Genomic DNA, 18556 nt, shown 5'->3' on the forward strand with positions numbered 1-18556 from the left:
CAGACTACCACCGCCCCCGGAAGGTGAGCAGCCCCCGTTAGGTCAGGTCACTGCCCGCCAGATTCCGAACCTGCACCCCGCGCGGCAACGCGCATCCCGCTCAGCCCCCCGGCGTAGCGGGCGACCCCCTTGTACAGACTCTCCGCCACGCGCTGACGATACTCCGGCTGTCGCAGCTGCGCCGCGTCGCGAGGATTGGTCACAAACGAGATCTCCGCCAGGATCGAAGGCATATTTGCCCCGATCAGCACCACAAACGGGGCTTTCTTCACGCCACGGTTCTTCAAACCGGCGTTCCCTTGCTGCAATCCCTTGTAGAGCGAGTCCTCTACGTCCGAGGCAAACTCGCGCGACTCGTCAATCTTGTCCTTCAGCGTGATCTTCTTTACCAGGTCAGCCAGCTGGTGGATGCTCTGGTCGGAGACGGCGTTTTCGCGCGCGGCAACATCCAGAGCGTCCGGCGAAGAGGTGAAGTTCAGGTAATACGTCTCCACGCCCCGCGCCGTCTCGTCGCTCGAAGAGTTCGCATGCACGGAGATAAACAGGTCCGCCTGCGCCTTGTTAGCAATCGCCGTACGCGTCTCCAGCGGGATAAACGTATCGTCCGAGCGTGTGTAGATAATCTCAGCGCCGAGGTGATCATGCAGCATCTTGCCCAGGCGCAACGCGACGTCCAGTACGACGTCCTTCTCCATGATGCCGCCCGCGCCCAGCGTTCCGGAGTCATGTCCGCCGTGTCCGGCGTCGATCACAATCCGCCCGATCTTCAGCCCCAAGGCACGCACCAGAGATCGCTGCCCATCCGCCGTAGGCATCGCGGCATGGTCTGCGGGAACATCCGAATCGCTGTCCTTCGTCGCTGCCTTGCGCCGTCCCTTGCGTGTGGCGACGCCCGAAGTGCTCGCGGCGTCCACGTCCGGTTGTAACGGAGAAACCACCTGCGCAATCGGCCTGCTAGTCGGTTGCGTCGTAGCCGTCTGCCGGTCCGGTTGCTGGCTCAGCGCAGCCACGTCATGCGAAGAGAGCGCATGTGTCACGGTCGTGCTGGGCACATTGGCCACCGGAGCAGCCGAGCGTTCGGTCGTGGAAAAACTGGGAAGCTGGGTAGAGCGGGCTGGAGGAGGAACGGTGTGGACTCCATCCGTCGGCAGTTTCTCCAGATAAGGCTTCGCCGAAGCGGGCGCGCGGAAGACCGGGAGGTCAGGGTTCACTACCGTCGCCGTCGGCGCGGGCGCCGGTGCCGGATCTCCCGTCGTCGGGATCTTTTGTTTGCCGTGGATATCGATGATGAGCCGATATGGATTGGGTAGAAGAAACGCCGAATACTCCGTGACGTCGTTCACATCCAGAACGACGCGCGTCATGTCATTCGAAAACTGCGCGATGCGGATCTTCTTCAGAAAGCCATCGTCCGTAACCGTAAAGCTCTTGCCCGTAAGCTCCTGCGCCAGACGTGTTCCGTGCAGATCGAAGTAGATGCGGTCAGGATGCGGAACACGTGCCGCTTCGTACTCAATGTCATCGCCGAGGTCAATCACCACGCGTGTGTACGTCGGCGTGCTCCAGTGCCGAATGCCCGTGACAGAAGCCAGGCGTCCCGGCTTGCGCGGCGCGGTATGCTGCGGCCCCGGAACCGGTACTGCCGTAGGAGCCGCCGCTGCACTCGCTGCTGAAGAACCCGGAATGACTACCGGCGTCGCCACAGGTGGAGGAAGCGGTGCGGAAGCCGCATCCGCATTCTCAGGGATCGGTGTCGTGACCACCGGCGTCGACTTCCGCCCCGCACGAATGTCCGCGAGTGCGGTCTGCGCATCGGCCACCTGAGACGCTCGCGGATACTTCTCTATATAGAGTGAGTACTTTTCTTTCGCCAGCTTCGTGTCCGAAAGATCGTTCTGCGCGATCTGCCCTTCGGCAAACAAAGCGGAGATACGCAGGCTCGACGTCGGATACTGTGTGCGCAAAAATTCATATTGTCCAATCGCATTCCGCAGCGCCTTCTGATCATGCAACACACGTCCCTCATCGGCCAGCAACGATGCCACTGTGAAGATCGCATCCGGAGCCTTCAAAGCACCGGGGCTGTCATGATAGATCGCGCGATAGGCATCCATCACCACGGTGTAGTCATTGCGCGTGCGTGTTTCGGCGGGCTCCTGCAACAGCGTTGCCCGCGCACTTTCGGCGAGCTCCCACGGCGTCTGCTCCAGCGCTTTTCGCTTCGTCGCTCCATGCGCAAACAGGAATGCAGAGCCAACGCAGACAGCGACAGCGATACGAGAAGAGCGAGATGTGCGACGTGCTGTCATGGCTTCGACGGACCTTGGGGAAGGGGTCCGTTCGGCTTCAGTTTACCGACCCGCCGAGGCCAACCGGTCTGCAATCGCCGGGGGGTGCTCACGCTGGCACCTCCCGGCAGATCTGAAACTTTCTTTAGGCCAGCAGATCTTCCACGACCTTCGCCGCTGCCGCGAGCGCCGCGTCCAGTTGCGACGGATCGCTGCCGCCCGCCTCGGCCAGATCGGGACGTCCGCCACCCTTGCCGCCAACCTTTGCCGCAAGAGCGCCGACCACCTTGCCCGCCTGCACTTTGCTCGTAAGGTCTTTCGTTACACCGGCGATGAGCGCTACCTTGCCGTCCTCCGTCGCCATTCCCAAAACGACAACGCCTTCGCCAATCTGCGTCCGAAGATTATCCACAAGCTGACGCATCTGATTGCGATCCAGGCCGCTTACACGCTGCGCCAGCACCTTGATGCCCTTCACCTCAACCGCAGACTCCGCCGCGTTCGCCGTCGCCGAAGAAGCCGACTTCATCCGCGCCTGGTCCAGCTCCCGCCGCAGCTTCTTCAGCTCTTCATCCTGCGCGGATAACTTCTGTTGTAACGCTTCAGCAGGAGGAAGACTCGATCCACCAATCACCTGCGTGGCCACGCGCGCCACATCGAAGTCGCGCCGGAACTCCTTCAGCGATCCCGTTCCCGTCACTGCTTCGACGCGACGTATTCCCGAAGCGGCACTGGACTCACCCACGAGCTTCAGCAAACCGATCTCGCCCGTCGCCTTGGTGTGGATACCGCCGCAGAGCTCCGTCGAAAAATCGCCGATCTTCACAACGCGCACCTTGTCGCCGTACTTCTCGCCAAACAGAGCCGTTGCTTTGAACTCATGCACCGCGACATCGATGGGCACATCCTCGAAGGTTTCGACGCGCGTGTTGCCGAGCACCTGCGCGTTCACGATGTCCTCGATCTCCTGCAGGTCTTCCGGCGCGATGCCCGCGAAGTGCGAGAAGTCGAAGCGCAGACGCGCGGAGTTCACCAGCGAGCCCGCCTGTTTCACATGCGTTCCCAGGACCTCGCGCAGGGCCGCATGCAGAAGATGCGTTCCCGTGTGGTTCCGGATCGTCGCCGAACGTACCTCGCCATTCACCACGGCATCCAGACGATCGCCCACGGAAATGTCCCGCTTCACCACAACCTTGTGCGCGAAGACGCCCTGCACCGGCTTGGTACATCCCTTCACCTCGGCGAGAGCGCCGGTATGGTCCGTCGGATAGAGCCAACCTACATCGCCGACCTGTCCGCCTGAATCTGCATAAAAGCTAGTCGCATCGAGTACGACCTCGCCCTCGTCACCGGGATGCAGCGCCTGCACGCCAACGCCATCCTTCACCAGCGCCAGCACCGTAACGCCATCGGCACGCAGACCGCCGTAGCCGAGGAAATCCGTCTTCGCCAGCTCGCGGAACGCGGGGCTCGCCGACTTCTGCGATCCACCCCTCCACGAAGCGCGTGCACGCTGCTGTTCTTCTTCCTTGGCCGCTTCGAAACCCGGCAGATCGAACTCGATGCCAGCATCGCGCGCAGCGTCGGTCATGAAATCCAATGGCATACCGAAGGTCTCGTAGAGACGAAATGCGGCAGCGCCGGAGCTTAGCGTCTCGTTGGTCATCTGCGAAAGACCAAGCTGCAACGTCCGCGCAAACTGCTGCTCTTCCGCTAGCACCACCTTCGCCACGCGCTCTGCAGAGTCAATCAACTCCGGATAGGCCACCTGCATCTCGTCGCGCACGGCATAGACCATCTCGTGCATGAACGGCTGCTCCTGCCCGAGAAGACGTCCATGCCGAATCCCGCGACGAAGGATCTTGCGCAACACATAGCCGCGCCCTTCGTTCAGAGGAATCACACCGTCGGAGATAAGAAACGTAGCCGCGCGCGCATGGTCCGCAATGATCTTCAGCGACGACGAAGTCAGGTCGGTTGCTCCGCTAAGCTCTGCAGCCTTCGCGATCAGTGGAGTAAATAAGTCCGTCTCAAAGTTGCTCGTTACGCCCTGCAACACTGCCGCAATCCGCTCCAGCCCCATGCCCGTATCGATGGAAGGCTTCGGCAGCGGGGTAAGTTGCGCGCCGCCCGTGGCCGCGTCTATCATGCGGTCGAACTGCATGAAGACGAGGTTCCAGATCTCGACGTAACGCTGCTCATCCAGCGGAAACGGCTTGTCCGTTCCGGGTTCATCGGCAGCTTCCAGGCCGAGGTCATAATAGATCTCGCTGCACGGTCCGCAGGGGCCGGTTTCGCCCATCTGCCAGAAGTTGTCCTTCGCGGACATCTCGAAGATGCGTTCCTTCGGAACGCCCGCTTCGATCCAGAACTGCTCCGCCTCATCGTCGCGCGGTACCTGCGCATCGCCCTCGAAGATGGTTACGTAGAGCTTCGATTTGTCGATGCCGAACCACTCCGCAGCAGTCAGCAGCTCCCACGCATACGCAATCGCGTCGCGCTTGAAGTAGTCGCCAAAGCTGAAGTTACCGAGCATCTCGAAGAAGGTGTGATGACGCCGCGTGAAGCCCACGTTCTCCAGATCGTTGTGCTTGCCGCCAGCCCGAACGCACTTCTGCGAAGTCGCCGCGCGCACATAGCTGCGCTTCTCCGCGCCCAGAAAAACATCCTTGAACTGATTCATCCCGGCGTTGGTAAAAAGCAGCGTTGGGTCGTTATGCGGAACGAGCGACGAGGAATGGACGCGGCGGTGTTCTTTGGTCTCAAAAAATCGTAGAAAATCTTCGCGAATCTGGCTTCCGGAACGATAGGTCATAGGACTTTAAGTCTAGCAGTGACGCGAGTAATGCTTCTTTTGTGGGATGCGATAAGGGCGTTGCTGTGAGAGAGTAGAGGCATCCATCTGAGCGCCTAAAGATCTGTAGAGGAAAGTAGTACCCATGGACCGTCATACGGTCTTCACCATGCAAGCGGTAATGCTGATCTTTCTCAGCCTGATCCTGGCTGTTTGCTTTCGCTCTCAGCGTCGCGAACGGGAGGACAAAGGTCCGTATTGGCTTGCTGCCGGGTTCTTCCTCGGTGGCCTAGGTCTTCTGCTCCAGGCGGAGCGCGGCTTGATCACGCCCGTGCTGGCGATTCTTGTAGGGAACGGCCTCTTCCTGCTCCTGAGCACCTTCATGAACCGCGGCTTAGCGGAGACTACCGGACAGGGCAAAGGGCAGTTCTATTACATGCTCGCGCTCTCCGCCGCTACCGTCGCCAATTTCTGGTACTACACCTGGATCAAACCGGACGTTCTGCTGCGGGTCATTGAAGCGGCGATTGTCATTCTGGTGATGCACGCGGTCACGGCGATCATGCTCCTGCGGTCGAAAGATCCGGTGACACGTCCGGCAGTGCGCATGATGGCTACCTTTCTCCTGATGCACGCCTTCGGAAGCGTTCTCCGCGTCACCGTCGCCTGGCGTCTCCATCAGGCAGATGCATGGTTCACATGGACCGGGACCATGAGCATCATCGGTCTGGCGCTCTGCTTCCTGTGGATGGAAGGCCTGCGCCAAACCGCCGATCTGAAATATCGCGCGATGACGGACTCCCTGACGGGTCTCTTCAATCGACATGGGCTCGATATGCTTTCGGTACCTGAGCTCGATCTCGCCGCCCGCTATAACTGGCCGTGCTCGGCGCTCATGATGGACGTCAACCACTTCAAAGAGATCAATGATCGCCGCGGACACGCCGCCGGAGATCTTGCGCTCTCTTCCATCGCTGGCATTCTGAAATCCACGCTGCGCACAAGCGATCTGGCGACGCGCGTCGGCGGCGACGAGTTCTTCGTCCTGCTTCCCAACGCGGACGCGAATACCACGGCCATTGTGGTAGCGCGCATCCGCGTGGCACTGAAATCTCTCATCCTGCAGGGACCCACAGGGGCAGCCTTCAGCGTCTCGGCCAGCATCGGCACGGTCACCATGCCCGGCAGAACGACCAGCCTGGGAGAGCTCCTGCGCGAAAGCGATGAAGCTCTTTATCGCGAAAAATTCGGCCGAACTGGGGTCTCGCAGGCAAGAATGGGTTCTGGGGCGAGCACCCAGGTTCAGACCTCGCTGGGATAGCTGTCAGGCGCCCGGCTCCGGTGCCCAGGTCCAACCCTCCAGCATATAAAGCGGATCGCGCGGACGCGGCAGTGTAGCAAACTCCCCGCGTCGCTCCGCCATCACCATACAGCTCACCAACGCATCGAAAGCGTCTTCCCCCGCAAGCGCCTTTGCCATTGCCGTGCGTCCGATGGCCGCGTAGGCGGGATCTTCTTTCTTCTTCCGCGAGAGATACGCCTTGCGCGCCTCCGGATTCGATTTGTGCACCGGGCCGGTGTTCAGGCGCGAGTACATCTCCACCACAACCGGAGCGCACATCTGCGGATCGGGTCTGTCGAAGGGCCAGATGCGAAAACCCGCTTCCTGCAGACGAATCAGGGTTGGCATGCCGCGCAGGCTCGCCGTACCGACTGAGCCCGAACCACCGATCTGAAACACCGACTTCGGCGTGATGCCCTTCACACGCATCTGCCGCTCTTCTTCTGGGATATGCGCGATCAGCTTGCAGTCGATGTCGGTCGCCCGCATCATGCGGTGGAGGTTCTCTCCGCTGAACTCTGCGGGTCGCTTATGCGGTTTGCCCCAGAAGCGGCGGTCGTGCGTTCCCGGAACAGTCTCCCGCGTGAGCCAGCGCTCGCCGTGTTCCGCCGCGACGATGCGCCAGAACTCGGGCGCCGACTTCGCTCCATGCTCGTCCCGCACGAACCATGCCGGAAAGCTGAAGCAGAAATCGAAGCCGACCACCAGCGCTGGCTCTTTGGCGGCGAGCGCGATCAGCCACTCGGCGATCTCCTCGCGCGTTCGGCCACTCTCCACGCGCACTTTGCCCTGGTTCCAGACGGCGGCCACGATGTGGCGGCGCTGTCCCGCGACGTCCACGCGGCCAGACCAGTCAATCCCAACAACTGTCTTTGCCTCGCTCACCTGGCCCATCGAGCCTTGAGTCCGTCCCACTTATGCCGCCCCTTCTCCAATACCTTGCGTGCCCAGGCATAATCCTTCGCCAGCAGAGCCAGGCCCGCGATCAGCAACGGAAGCCCCGGCGCAATCGGCAACAGGCAGCCGACGAGACCCAACACGATAAGTGCCCAGCCGCAGACCTTGCGCCACAGCGGACTCTTCGGTGTCAGCGGCTTTAGCTTTTCGGCAACCGAGGGCATTTCGGTTGGATGCAGGCTTCTACGACTCCGGTTCGTCCAATCCCTCGACGTCCAGCTCTTCAATCGGCGCTTTCAACTCGCGGAGAACCTTGAAGATCGTCGGCGTGGAGAACCCCGCACGAATCAGCCGCCGGAGAACGCGCGCGGTCTCCTTCTGGTCCTGCGGAATCTTGATGCGCTTGCGCTCGATGTACTGCTTCGCCAGCGCGGCCTCGTTCACGTCTTCGTAGGCCGTTTCCAGCGTGGTCTGCACCAACTCCTTGTCGATGCCCTTGTTGGCGAGGTCCTGCTGGACGCGGCGGCGGCCAAAGCTTTGGTTTTCCTGGCGAAGCCGTGTGAAATCAGCGGCAAAGCGCGGATCGGAGAGGTATTTCAGCTCCTCCAGCCGCTGAATGATGCGGTCCATCTGCGCTTCGCCTTCGCTGCCGGGTTCGGCGCGGAGCTTCATCAGGCGGCGGAGGTCGCGGACGCTGCGCATCTTCGACCCCAGCGTTTTGACTGCGTATTCAAAAAGCTCCGCCTCGGTTGCAGGTGGCTTACCTTGACGTGAGCGCTGAAAGGCCATGAGGAGAAGGATACTGCTACTCGCGCGCCGTTGCTGCGTCTAACCTTAGTACGAGGGACTTCTGATGCGTTGGTTGGCTTTGGTACTGGTGGGATTGGCTTTGGGCGCGCAGGCGCAGGATCAGGAAGGCTTCGGCAAGCTCGACTCCTCCCCACCGAACGGCAAGACCGCCGAAGAGATCATCGCCTCCTTCGGCGTGAAGGAAGCCCAGTTCGCCGAAGCGCGCTCGAACTACACCTTCCGCCAAAGCGTCCGCTTCCAGACCATCAATGACGACACCAACAAGCCCGACGGCGAGTACTTTCAGGTCACCGATGTCGGCCTGAACAAAGACGGAAGCCGCAACGAAAACGTGGTCTTCGCCCCGCAGAACACCATCGAACGCCTCATTCTGGAACGCAAGGACTTCGACGATCTCGAACACCGTCTGCCCTTCGTCCTCACCACCGCCGACCTGCCGCAGTACGACGTGACCTACGTCGGCAAGCAGAAGGTCGATGAGATCGACACCTACGTCTTCGACGCCGCGCCCAAGGTGATGGAGAAGAACAAGCGCTACTTCAAGGGCCGCGTCTGGGTAGACCAGCAGGACCTGCAGATCGTCCTGATCAGCGGCAAAAACGTGCCCGACGACCTGCGCAAGGGGCATGAGAGCCTCTCGCCCCCGTTCACCACGTACTACGAGCAGGTGGACGGCAAATACTGGTTCCCGACCTACACCAAGGCCGAGGGAACGCTGCACTTCGCCGCCGCCAATGGCTCCATGAGCCAGGATGTCCGCGTCCGCGACGTGGTGAAGTACACCGACTACAAACAGTTCCGTTCGTCCGCGCGCATCATCTACAACGGCCAGGACATTACGGACAAAAAGGAGACCGACCCGCAAAAGCCCGACCCCAAGAAATAACTCCTCTCTTCTTTTGTCATCCCGCAGGGATCTGCTTGTCTCAAAAGCAGATCCCTTCACTTCGTTACGGGAAGACAAAAGAGAGGAAGAACACCCAACCGGGTGCCCCATGTCCCGATTTTGGGACATGGGGTATGCGCGCAGCGCATCCTTCGCTCAAAGAGCGACCCCATTACCCCAGAAAAATTCCCTCGAAAAAGTGAGATCCCAAACCCCTCCAACTCAATCTAAACAGACGATTTAAAAGGAGGAGCCATCCCAAACCGCATTCTCACCGCGACCCTCTTCTTCGTCTCGACCCTCGCCTCCGCGCAGGCACTCCAACCCGAGCGCACGATCCAGGGGAACACCATCATCTCCGAGCGCGATCCTGCGATACGCATCACCCTACCGCAGGACGTCCATTATGTCGGCGGCGGTCGCTTTGTCCTCCACGGAATCGAAGACTGCGAGATGCACGTCTTCGTAAAGGCCGACGCGCGGAAGAACGTGCTGGAGCTCTACCGCGTGCAGTTCTCAAACTTCCTCCCCGGCCAGGGGCAACACCAATACGATCCGAGAAACTTTCGGAAGGTCGACGGAGAGGACACCTACATCCAGACGGACCTGGGCCCAGCCGACGCTCCCCCCGCAGGAGATGCCGATACGGAAAGGCGTCTGCAAAAGCTGCTCACCGACAACGGCTACACCCTGCACCCGGAGATGCGGTACGTCCTTCTGACGCGCCCCCTCGGCGCGCTCGGACGAAAAGAGATGACGATCGTCTACGCGGAAGACCTCACCCCCACCGGCCTGACCGCGAAGAGCCTGAGACCAGGAGGCAAAGCCGCCTCCCGCTGGCCCGCGATGCAGAAGGAGTTAGTGGAGCGGGCGGATAAGAAGATCCAGATGGAATCTACAAAATAAAAGATGGAAGCAGCTCCATGAATCTCTCTAGTGGGCACCACATTTGCTAGAAATTGTCCAAGAGCCGTTCCAAGTCATATCGAAAACTGAAAGACCGTCTGCCTGCCGCAACCTGACAAAAGTAACTATGCCTTGATTTGGAACACTTGATGTTTATGAGTGAGGCAAGATCCACCAGTCCGCTCTTAACAAAAACGGCCACGTTGGCGATTTGGCTCTCAGATGTATTCTTATTCCATGCCAAGATTCTTTATTCAACGTTCGAACATTGACGAGAATTTGTTCTCTTTGCGAAGACTAGCTTCTAATGGGAATTGGTCCCGGAAAATGGTTTTATGTGTTCCGTATAGTTTGGATGAATTCCTAAGAACGGAAGGCTTCAGCGAAGCCGAGATTAGTGCCGTGTCTTCTATGTCACTTGGCACTGACATAACCATTGATATAAATCTATAGTTCAGCCGGTTCCGGCGACTAACCTACTATTGACAATAGTGATCGCGGAGGCATGGTTTCAGTGTTCAACTGCCATGCTTCTCGCGGAGGGACCTTGAAAAAATACTTTTGGATCCTCTTATTTTGTTTGGCTGGCCAAAGCTTCATAGCTCAGACACTGATCAAGGGCCATCGTGTTGGAGAGACGATTGAAGAATTCTTACAGACCGCACCCGCGATCCAAACTCAATTGGCGACCTGCCACACGAGCAAGCCGCGTCCTCTCACTCCTGACGAGGTTTCTAAGATGTCCCAAATTCAGGTGCAGCTTCTCGCTGTTGGACTGCCCGGTTTTCCCAATCGTAAAGGTCTTATAAAACTGGCTCAGCAGGGAACACTGATGAGTGTTGATGCAAGGACGGCACGAGAGAAAACTGAGTGCCAAATGCTTGTAGATGCTCTCGAAAATGGAAGTAAACTTCCTTTCACCTCCGACTACAACCGCACATTTTGGTTTTTCTCTGATCGCAAGTTAGTCGAGATCATGCTCAGTCTGCAAGTGGGTACGTATGACGAAGTCTTGATCGACCTGACGAAGAAAATTGGATTTATACCGATTGAAAGTAAACCAAGCTTTTCCAATGCCTATGGCGCAACATGGAACAATCGCGTTGCAATATGGCTATCATCTGAACTCGAGGCGAAACTCTTAGACAACCGAAATCCTGCAGATCCATCTGTTGATCTGACAGTCATGACACGAGCAGCGTATGACGATAGCGTGAAGCAGGAAGCAAATAAGCCTAGCCCTCTAGACTGACTTCACTCTGGCTGGTCACTTTAATCATTGGTGACCATGTTAAGAACTGTGTGGAACGGAAGGCGGTGCGCAAATCTGAAGTTCCGTGGCTAGTTCCTGGACGGTTATGTTCTGAAGCCATGCATGACGGTCGTCCGTATAATCACCAAAACCCGCGCGATAGACGCGAAGGAAACGGGCAAGTCCGTACACGCCCAGTTCGCGATGAAGAATGCCGAGGGCATGCTTTTCGAACTGTTCGTCGGTCATTTGTTCCGGAGCATCCATCGTCGCACCTTCTGAAAAGATGCTACGCACTAGCGGCGAGTTCTTCCGCTTCTGCCTGTGCGGCGTAAGCGTCGGGATCGATGCTGGTGACGAGAATTCGCTCCTGTTCGGGAAGGTATTGCAGGATGATGCGAACGTTCCCCGCGTGCGAGACGCGGAACTGATCCGTACTGGAGAAAGACAGCGGCGAGCTGTTTCCGTCCACATCTTCGCTCAGAGATTGCAGGGTAGCTAAGACGACTTCCTTCTGGCTGGGGGACAGCTTCTCAACGGATTCAACAAGGCTGGGGGCGATGTAGAGAGTGTTAGCCATTGATCTTCTTCCTTAGCTCATCGAGTTCGAGCACCTGATCCAAGTGACCGGAGTCGATCGCTTCCTGCATCTTGGTGGCGATCTTCTGATCCAACTCGATCGATCGCTTGCCTAGCTCGATGCGCTTCGTTCTGCCTAATGATAGCTCTTCTTCCTCTTTGGATTCGACGAAGATGAGCGCCAGTTGACCGCCGAGACAGATTACCAGAACCGTGGCGGGCACTCCCCACGGTTTTCCAGCGGCGTCAAAAAACCAGTGAACGGCCAGTCCTGACGCACCGCTTGCGATGGTGGCGAGGACGAGAGAGGCGATATTTTTTACCTGGAGAGCGACTCGAGCCATAGGTAAGTTTTCTTGATCGGATCAATTTAGCGGAGTTCTCGAAGAAAACAATGGGTTTATTGCAAAGAAAGCCGCCGAGCGTCCTGTTTAGGGAACGCTCGGCGGTTGGGGTGAAGCAGATTCCTCCGCTTCGCTACGGAATGACAAAGTGGCGCTGGAAAAGGTAGTGCTGCTTACTGCAGCAGCCCCTGTTCCGGTTCCGGTTTGGCTTCCTCAGGCGGAATGGTAACCGCCGCGGCTACCTTATCGTCCGTATCCAGGTTGAGCAGCTTTACTCCCTGGGTGGAGCGGCCCGCGGCGCGGATGGTGTTGGTGTCGATGCGGATGATCTTGCCGAACTGCGAGATGGCCATGAGTTCGGTAGTTTCGTCCACGAGCTGGATGCTGGAGACCTTGCCGGTTTTGGCGGAGGCCTTCATGTTGATGACGCCGGAGCCGCCTCGGTTGGTGAGGCGGTACTCTTCCACATCCGTCCGTTTGCCGTAGCCGTTCTCCGTGACGGAGAGGATGAGGCAGGGGCTGAGGCCGAGTTTGCCGTCGAGCTTGCAGAGCTTCTCTTCCACGACATCGAGGGCCTTGCGGGCGGCCTTGGCTTCTTCTTCGTTCTTGCTGTCGCGTGCCTTCTGGAGTTCGGCTTCCGCTGCGGCGATCTCTGCGCGGACGGCGGCGAGCTCCTTTTCCAGTTTGGTAGCCACGGCGAGCTCGTCGCGCTGGCCGTCGCGTTTTTCGCGCGAGTCGGTGACGGCTGCGCCGATGACGTAGTCGCCCTTCTTCAGCGTGATGCCCTTGTTTCCACCGGCGTTGCGGCCCATGGGACGCAGGCCTCCGGATTTTTCGGGGTCGTACTTCTCGGAGAAGCGGACGGCCATGCCTTCGCGCGTGGCCAGGAAGACGACATCTTCGCCGCTGGTGATGCGGACGGCGATGAGTTCGTCATCCTTGTCGATGTTGATGGCGATGATGCCGCGGGCCATGACGTTGGAGAAGTCCGGCAGCGGTGTCTTTTTGACGATGCCCTCGCGCGTGGCGAAGAAGATGTACTTGCTGGCATCTTCCAGGTTGCGCACGGGCAGGTAGGCGACGACCTTTTCGCCGGGCTGCAGTGCAAGGAGCGAGGCGATGTGCTTGCCCTTGCCTGCGGCCAGGACGTCCGGGATCTCGTAGATCTTGAGCCAGAAGACGCGGCCGGAGTTGGTGAAGCAGAGCAGGTAGGCGTGGGTGGAGTCGACGATGAGCTGCGCGACGAAGTCTTCTTCGCGCGTCTTCATGCCGATGCGCCCGGTGCCGCCGCGGCGCTGCTGCCGGTAGGTGGAGATCGGCGTCCGCTTGAGGTAGCCGGAGTGCGAGACGGTGACGGCCACCTGCTCGTCGGCAATGAGGTCTTCGAGGGTGAGCTCGGAGGATTCATCGATGATCTGCGTGCGGCGCACGTCGCCGTACTTCTCGCGAACCTCTTCCAGCTCCTTGATGATGACGCGGCGCAGCTTCTTGTCGGAGGCGAGGATCGATTCGTACTCCGCGATGTTTTCGCGCACCTGGCCGAGTTCCTTGAAGACCTCGTCCATGGAAAGCTGCGTGAGGCGATAGAGCTGCAGTTCCAGGATGGTGTCGATCTGGCGGTAGCTGAGGATCAGTGTTCCCACCGTGCCGCCGGGGCCGAGCGGCAGAAGGTCCGCCGAGATGCCGTACTTCGAAGCGTCCAGGGTCACACCGGCGAGCTCCGTTCCGCGCAGGGAGATGGTCTTGCCGGAGAAGTATTTGAAGAGGTTCTCGCGGGCGTCCGCACGGCTGCTGGAGTTACGGATGGTGCGGATGACGGCGTCGAGATGATCGAGCGCGATCTGGTAGCCGAGGAGGATGTGTTCGCGATCGCGCGCCTTGTTGAGAAGGAAGGCGGTGCGGCGGCGAACGACGTCCACGCGGTGGTCGATGAAGGCGCGGATGGCGTCCGGCAGGGGAAGCTCGACCGGGCGGCCGTTGTGCACGGCCAGGAAGATCATGCTGAAGCTCTCCTGCATGGAGGTGTGCTTGAAGAGCTGGTTGAGCACGATCTCAGGCTGCGCGGTGCGCTTGAGTTCGATGACGATACGCATGCCGTCGCGATCGGACTCGTCGCGGACGTCGGAGATGTCGTCGATGATCTTCTCGGTGACCAGCTCCGCGATGCGCTTGATGAGGGTGTTCTTGTTGACCTGGTAGGGGATCTCGGAGACGATGATGGCCTCGCGCCCGCCGGAGATGTTCTCGCGGCTGCACTTGGCGCGCATGAGGAACTTGCCGCGGCCGGTGCGGTAGGCGTTGGCGATGCCGCTCTTGCCGTAGATGAAGCCTGCCGTGGGGAAGTCCGGGCCCTGGACGTGTTCCAGAACCTCGGCCAGACCGGCGCTGGGGTTGTTGACCAGCGTGATGCAGGCGTTGATGACCTCCGTCAGGTTATGAGGAGGGATATTCGTCGCCATACCGACGGCGATGCCCGAGCTGCCGTTGACGATCAGGTTCGGGTAGCGCGCGGGAAGAACGGTGGGCTCTAAAGAGGATTCGTCGTAGTTCGGTGTGAAATCGACGGTGTCCATGTCAATGTCGGCGATCATCTCGCCGGCGATCTTCATCAGGCGGGCTTCGGTATAACGCATGGCGGCTGGCGGATCGCCGTCGACGGAGCCGAAGTTTCCCTGGCCATCGACCAGCGGATAGCGCATGGAAAACGGCTGGGCCAGGCGGACCATGGCGTCGTAGATCGCGGAGTCGCCGTGGGGATGGTAGTTACCCATGGTGTGCCCGACCACCTTGGCGCACTTGGTATATTTTTTGTTGGCCTGCAGACCCATCTCCTGCATTGCGTACAAGATACGCCGATGCACGGGCTTGAGGCCGTCGCGGACGTCGGGCAGGGCGCGGCCGATGATCACGGACATGGAATAGTCGAGATACGAACGCCGCATCTCGTCTTCAATGTTGATGGAGATCATGTGGAGGGCGCCGGGGCCGGTGGGAACGTTTTCGCCGTTATTTCCGTCTCCACCGAGGGGGAGTTGTGGGTCTTTTTCGTCAGCCATGTGTATCTATAAGTATAACTGTTGGCGAGCCTGAAGAGGGCCAGAGGAGGGACTGTCTCATGCGGTTTGGCGGGATGGCGTGTGCCGCGATTTTATTGGGTTCTTTCGGGATTTCGGGGGCTTTTGCCCAGATGCCGGCCGGTCCCGTTCCGGACCAGTTTCTGACGGTTCCGGCGCAGGGCGTGAAGACGCTCCGTCTGCCGGGGACGCTGATCAAAAAGGCCCATTGGAAGGGCAGCTTCCAGGCCCAGGGAGGCGGCGGCGCCCGCGTGGCGTTCTCCGTAGCGAACGAAAAGGGCGTCCTCTGGCAGGTGGAGAACGTGGCGACGGCAGAGTTCGATGTGCCGATCGGCAAGGATGGCCTGATGCTGACGGTGCGGGACGATTACCCCTCGGGGCGGCGGGTGGTGGTGAAGTCGCGGGTGGAGGCGGGGAAGTAACTGCCACAAGCCGACATCTCGTACCGACAGCGTTGCGGTAGAACTGCGTGACATTCATGTGACGAAGCGCTGACCCTTCCCTGACACGCTGCCGCCCGTCGAACGCTCTACTGGCCGTACTGCCAGAGCATTCTCAATCCGGCACCTACCATCCGATGAGTAGGCGGGAGTTTCGTTATGAGTAAGTTGAGCCGTCTGAAGAACGACTGGGATTCGCTAGCGCAGAGGGATGCACTGGCCGCCATTCTTACCGACGGGAGCAAGTCCGGTGGCAAGTGGGATATTACAGAGTTCATGGCCACCGGAGATGAGGAGATCGAAACTGTTCTCCGGCATCTGGAAACCATCGGATTGCAGCCAGACCGGGACGGTGCAGTTCTGGACTTCGGCTGTGGTGTGGGACGGCTTACGCAGGCCTTGGCCCGACGCTTCCAGTCGTCTGTCGGCATTGATATCTCGCAAGAGATGATTACGCAGGCAAATGCGCTGAATCAATACGAGCACTGCCGGTATGTAGCGAACGCAACGCCCCAGCTACCGTTCGCCGATGAAAGCTTTTCTTTCATTTACAGCAATATTGTCCTGCAACACGTGGCCCGGAGTTTTGCCGCGAACTACCTGCGGGAGTTCACACGGGTGCTCGCTCCCGGAGCAGTGATGGTCTTCGGCGTGCAGGACTCCTTTGCCGCTCCGGACCTTGCTTCCACACTGACACGCTTCCGCCACATTCTGCACCCGCGCTCGCGCGTAAGAGCCTGGTTCAAGGGATCGAGCGGCGACATGCAGATGCATTGCCTGCCCGAGCAGGTCGTCCGGCAGGCGCTGGGGACCGCGATGATCGCGGACATTCGCCATACCAACACCGCCGCGAAAGACTTCAATGGGAAGCTTGTCTATCTTGAGCAGCCGCCACGGTCGGGCTACGTAGGCAGGCAATACTGCGTCAGGAAACCAGAGTTGGAAATATCACGAGGTGTGTAGCTGCTAAGGCTGCTACGAGAGAGGCTTTAAGTTGCTGATCAGAGGTTAGGGCTGTAGCTACAGCCCTAACCTCTGACTCAAATGTGCAAAGCTCAACTTGCTCTTACCAGGGAAGCGTCTGGTCCATGTGGAAGTAGCCGCCGGTAGGGCCGTCAGCAGGTAGCGTAGCGAGGCGAACTGAGGTCTTGGCGCCGTCAACGATTTCCATCGGAGCGGCGTCCGTTCCCATGTCCGTCTTCACCCAGCCGGGATGAGCAGAGTTGACCTTGATGGGCGTATCCTTCAGCGCCGCAGCCAGGTGAATGGTGAAGAGATTGAGAGCGGCTTTCGACGCGTTGTAGGCCACGATCTTGGTGCCGGCTATGGGCGAGTTCGGGTCGGCATGCAGCGTGAGCGAACCCAGAATGCTGGAGAGATTCACGATACGGCCAGCGGGACTCTTCTGCAAGAGCGGTACCAATGCCTGCGTGAGCTCTATCAGGCCAAAGAAGTTGGTATCGAAGATGCTGCGGAGTGTCTTCTGGTCTACGGTCAACGCGGTATTTTTCACCAGGTCGGTCCCTTCACCGACCCCGGCATTGTTGATCAGAATGTCGAGCTTACCGAAGGTGGTATCGAGAAATTCGTAGACTTTAGCGAAATCGGAGCTGCGAGTCACTTCCAGTACGACCGGATAAGCATCGATACCGACAGCCTTCAACTTCTGCGCGGTCTCATCCGCCTTCTTCTGATCGCGAGCGGCAACGACCACGGTGATCCCCTGCTCGCCTAGCTGCTTTGCGGTCTCAAACCCAATTCCCTTATTCGCTCCGGTAATGAGCGCAACCTTCTTTGCCTCTGCCATGATGCCTATCTCCTTGTGCGCGCATTCTGTGCGAACACAGAACTTCGATGACCGTCAAAACTTGGCAGATTCAAATTACCTCAACCTCAGGGACTTTCCATGGGGCAAGAGGAGTGATGGCTGCCCACTGGCCCTTAAGGTTCATGGATTTCGTTGAAACTTAAGGATGGCGCACCTGTCTAACGCGGGCAGAAAGGTGGGATCCTGCGATGCATTTCAATGGAATGTTCAGTCCGTTCATAATGCGTACTTACTTTAAGAAAAGCCTGCTGACTGTGGTGAGATGTATGGCTGCCGTTGGAATGGTATTTGCCCCAGCGGGCAGATGTGCGCAGACGACCAATCCACCGTTGGCTTTCGATGCGGCTTCCATTCGCAAGAATGTAAACAATATCGGTGTGTGCAGTCCGGAGCAGGTGCAGGCTACGCCAAGCGGATTTCGCCTGACGAATTGTCCCCTGATCGTGGCGCTGGGGACGGCGTATGTTCCCATGACCGGTGAGGCTCTGGGCTTTGTGATTGGCATGGGCGACCGCATTGTGGGCATGCCGGATTGGATGAAATCGGAGCACTATGACATCGTTGCGCGGATCAGCGACGCGGACGCGGAGGCGTGGAAGGACCCGGCACGCCAGAAGGTGATGCTGCGCGCGATGTTGCAGACGCTGCTGGCTGAGCGATGCAAGCTGGTGGTACACCGCGAGATGAAGGAGAGGCCCGTCTTCGCCATTGTGGTAGGTAAGAATGGACCGAAGCTGAAGGCGGCGGAGACGACCGACATGGATGCTCTTCATACGAAATATCCGAATGCGATGACTGTTCCCGGAGGAGGAGGAATGCTTGCCGGGCGGACGAACGGCGGCAGCGATCTTCACGGGGCCACGATTGGAACGCTGTCGCTTGTGCTCTCCTATCCCGCCGGGCGGCCGGTGGTCGATAAGACAGGATTGACCGGACGATACGACATTGAAGTGCCGAGGATGCAGAACTTAACCGCGGACAATGCAGGAGCCGATGGAGCCCCTACCATTTTCGAAGTGGTGGAGAGATTTGGGCTGAAGCTGGAGATACAGAAAGACCCCGTGGAGATGCTGGCGGTGGATCATGTGGAACGGCCCAGTGAAAATTAACTTTCCC

The 18556-nt window shown here is 59.0% G+C and carries 17 protein-coding genes; 7 read left to right on the forward strand and 10 right to left on the reverse strand.

Translation table 11 applies throughout. The annotated features are described in order from the left end of the window. Positions 1-47: 47 nt before the first annotated feature. A complete protein-coding gene (locus ACIPR4_RS19360; RefSeq protein ID WP_013570361.1) occupies positions 48-2309 on the reverse strand; it encodes an N-acetylmuramoyl-L-alanine amidase in 2262 nt (753 codons plus the stop codon). 124 nt (positions 2310-2433) lie between these two features. Next, positions 2434-5103, reverse strand: coding sequence for an alanine--tRNA ligase (alaS, locus tag ACIPR4_RS19365; RefSeq protein WP_013570362.1), 2670 nt, complete (start codon positions 5101-5103; stop codon positions 2434-2436). A 124-nt stretch (positions 5104-5227) separates the two neighbouring features. On the opposite strand from alaS, the gene ACIPR4_RS19370 reads away from it, so the two are divergent. Next, complete coding sequence (locus tag ACIPR4_RS19370; protein WP_013570363.1) at positions 5228-6403, forward strand: diguanylate cyclase; 1176 nt, start codon at positions 5228-5230, stop codon at positions 6401-6403. A 3-nt stretch (positions 6404-6406) separates the two neighbouring features. Here the strand turns inward: ACIPR4_RS19370 and ACIPR4_RS19375 are convergent, their stop codons facing one another. From ACIPR4_RS19375 to ACIPR4_RS19385, 3 genes are read right to left on the reverse strand one after another with little or no spacing between them, the layout of a single operon-like run. Continuing rightward, a complete protein-coding gene (locus ACIPR4_RS19375) occupies positions 6407-7339 on the reverse strand; it encodes a hypothetical protein (protein WP_245536390.1) in 933 nt (310 codons plus the stop codon). Beyond that, a complete protein-coding gene (locus ACIPR4_RS19380) occupies positions 7306-7545 on the reverse strand; it encodes a PGPGW domain-containing protein (protein WP_013570365.1) in 240 nt (79 codons plus the stop codon). The genes ACIPR4_RS19375 and ACIPR4_RS19380 overlap by 34 nt, the downstream gene beginning before the upstream one ends. A gap of 19 nt (positions 7546-7564) precedes the next feature. After that, entirely contained in the window at positions 7565-8110 is a 546-nt protein-coding gene (locus ACIPR4_RS19385; protein WP_013570366.1) for a regulatory protein RecX, read from the reverse strand. 64 nt (positions 8111-8174) lie between these two features. Between ACIPR4_RS19385 and ACIPR4_RS19390 the strand changes: the two genes are divergently transcribed. From ACIPR4_RS19390 to ACIPR4_RS19400, 3 genes are all read left to right on the forward strand, one after another. After that, positions 8175-9017, forward strand: coding sequence for a hypothetical protein (locus ACIPR4_RS19390; RefSeq protein WP_013570367.1), 843 nt, complete (start codon positions 8175-8177; stop codon positions 9015-9017). 453 nt (positions 9018-9470) lie between these two features. Beyond that, positions 9471-9923, forward strand: a complete 453-nt coding sequence (locus ACIPR4_RS19395) for a hypothetical protein (RefSeq protein WP_041586206.1) — start codon at positions 9471-9473, stop codon at positions 9921-9923. Between the two features lie 505 nt (positions 9924-10428). Then, positions 10429-11175, forward strand: coding sequence for a hypothetical protein (locus tag ACIPR4_RS19400; protein WP_144312494.1), 747 nt, complete (start codon positions 10429-10431; stop codon positions 11173-11175). A 39-nt stretch (positions 11176-11214) separates the two neighbouring features. Here ACIPR4_RS19400 and ACIPR4_RS19405 read toward each other — a convergent pair whose 3' ends face one another. The 4 genes from ACIPR4_RS19405 to gyrA form a co-directional block, all read right to left on the reverse strand. Beyond that, the gene (locus ACIPR4_RS19405; protein ID WP_041586207.1) at positions 11215-11472 is read right to left on the reverse strand and encodes a hypothetical protein; all 258 of its coding nucleotides are present in this window, start codon (positions 11470-11472) and stop codon (positions 11215-11217) included. Continuing rightward, positions 11465-11755, reverse strand: coding sequence for a type II toxin-antitoxin system RelE family toxin (locus ACIPR4_RS19410; RefSeq protein ID WP_013570371.1), 291 nt, complete (start codon positions 11753-11755; stop codon positions 11465-11467). The genes ACIPR4_RS19405 and ACIPR4_RS19410 overlap by 8 nt, the downstream gene beginning before the upstream one ends. Continuing rightward, on the reverse strand, positions 11748-12098 hold the full coding sequence (locus ACIPR4_RS19415; RefSeq protein ID WP_013570372.1) for a hypothetical protein: 351 nt from the start codon (positions 12096-12098) through the stop codon (positions 11748-11750). Before ACIPR4_RS19415 ends, ACIPR4_RS19410 begins: the two co-directional genes overlap by 8 nt. 173 nt (positions 12099-12271) lie before the next feature. Next, on the reverse strand, positions 12272-15154 hold the full coding sequence (gene gyrA / locus ACIPR4_RS19420) for a DNA gyrase subunit A (protein WP_013570373.1): 2883 nt from the start codon (positions 15152-15154) through the stop codon (positions 12272-12274). Positions 15155-15213: 59 nt separating this feature from the next. On the opposite strand from gyrA, the gene ACIPR4_RS19425 reads away from it, so the two are divergent. Both ACIPR4_RS19425 and ACIPR4_RS19430 read left to right on the forward strand, forming a co-directional pair. Further along, positions 15214-15594, forward strand: coding sequence for a hypothetical protein (locus tag ACIPR4_RS19425; RefSeq protein WP_013570374.1), 381 nt, complete (start codon positions 15214-15216; stop codon positions 15592-15594). A gap of 177 nt (positions 15595-15771) precedes the next feature. Further along, positions 15772-16575 carry a class I SAM-dependent methyltransferase gene (locus ACIPR4_RS19430; RefSeq protein ID WP_013570375.1) on the forward strand — a complete coding sequence of 268 codons (804 nt, stop codon included), beginning with the start codon at positions 15772-15774 and terminating at the stop codon, positions 16573-16575. Positions 16576-16678: 103 nt separating this feature from the next. Here the strand turns inward: ACIPR4_RS19430 and ACIPR4_RS19435 are convergent, their stop codons facing one another. Beyond that, positions 16679-17419 carry an SDR family oxidoreductase gene (locus ACIPR4_RS19435; RefSeq protein WP_013570376.1) on the reverse strand — a complete coding sequence of 247 codons (741 nt, stop codon included), beginning with the start codon at positions 17417-17419 and terminating at the stop codon, positions 16679-16681. A gap of 287 nt (positions 17420-17706) precedes the next feature. Here ACIPR4_RS19435 and ACIPR4_RS19440 point away from each other — a divergent pair, with 287 nt between their 5' ends. Beyond that, a complete protein-coding gene (locus ACIPR4_RS19440; RefSeq protein ID WP_049781041.1) occupies positions 17707-18549 on the forward strand; it encodes a TIGR03435 family protein in 843 nt (280 codons plus the stop codon). Positions 18550-18556: the final 7 nt, after the last annotated feature.

The sequence above is a fragment of the Terriglobus saanensis SP1PR4 genome, from assembly GCF_000179915.2.
Lineage (GTDB): Bacteria > Acidobacteriota > Terriglobia > Terriglobales > Acidobacteriaceae > Terriglobus > Terriglobus saanensis.

What these genes read in the sequence shown, in the direction of transcription:
- ACIPR4_RS19360 (WP_013570361.1), bottom strand. Translation starts at nt 2,309, where the DNA reads ATGACAGCACGTCGCACATCTCGCTCTTCTCGTATCGCTGTCGCTGTC.
- alaS (WP_013570362.1), bottom strand. Translation starts at nt 5,103, where the DNA reads ATGACCTATCGTTCCGGAAGCCAGATTCGCGAAGATTTTCTACGATTT.
- ACIPR4_RS19370 (WP_013570363.1), top strand. Translation starts at nt 5,228, where the DNA reads ATGGACCGTCATACGGTCTTCACCATGCAAGCGGTAATGCTGATCTTT.
- ACIPR4_RS19380 (WP_013570365.1), bottom strand. Translation starts at nt 7,545, where the DNA reads ATGCCCTCGGTTGCCGAAAAGCTAAAGCCGCTGACACCGAAGAGTCCG.
- ACIPR4_RS19385 (WP_013570366.1), bottom strand. Translation starts at nt 8,110, where the DNA reads ATGGCCTTTCAGCGCTCACGTCAAGGTAAGCCACCTGCAACCGAGGCG.
- ACIPR4_RS19390 (WP_013570367.1), top strand. Translation starts at nt 8,175, where the DNA reads ATGCGTTGGTTGGCTTTGGTACTGGTGGGATTGGCTTTGGGCGCGCAG.
- ACIPR4_RS19395 (WP_041586206.1), top strand. Translation starts at nt 9,471, where the DNA reads ATGCACGTCTTCGTAAAGGCCGACGCGCGGAAGAACGTGCTGGAGCTC.
- ACIPR4_RS19400 (WP_144312494.1), top strand. Translation starts at nt 10,429, where the DNA reads ATGGTTTCAGTGTTCAACTGCCATGCTTCTCGCGGAGGGACCTTGAAA.
- ACIPR4_RS19410 (WP_013570371.1), bottom strand. Translation starts at nt 11,755, where the DNA reads ATGGCTAACACTCTCTACATCGCCCCCAGCCTTGTTGAATCCGTTGAG.
- ACIPR4_RS19415 (WP_013570372.1), bottom strand. Translation starts at nt 12,098, where the DNA reads ATGGCTCGAGTCGCTCTCCAGGTAAAAAATATCGCCTCTCTCGTCCTC.
- gyrA (WP_013570373.1), bottom strand. Translation starts at nt 15,154, where the DNA reads ATGGCTGACGAAAAAGACCCACAACTCCCCCTCGGTGGAGACGGAAAT.
- ACIPR4_RS19425 (WP_013570374.1), top strand. Translation starts at nt 15,214, where the DNA reads ATGCGGTTTGGCGGGATGGCGTGTGCCGCGATTTTATTGGGTTCTTTC.
- ACIPR4_RS19430 (WP_013570375.1), top strand. Translation starts at nt 15,772, where the DNA reads ATGAGTAAGTTGAGCCGTCTGAAGAACGACTGGGATTCGCTAGCGCAG.
- ACIPR4_RS19435 (WP_013570376.1), bottom strand. Translation starts at nt 17,419, where the DNA reads ATGGCAGAGGCAAAGAAGGTTGCGCTCATTACCGGAGCGAATAAGGGA.
- ACIPR4_RS19440 (WP_049781041.1), top strand. Translation starts at nt 17,707, where the DNA reads ATGGCTGCCGTTGGAATGGTATTTGCCCCAGCGGGCAGATGTGCGCAG.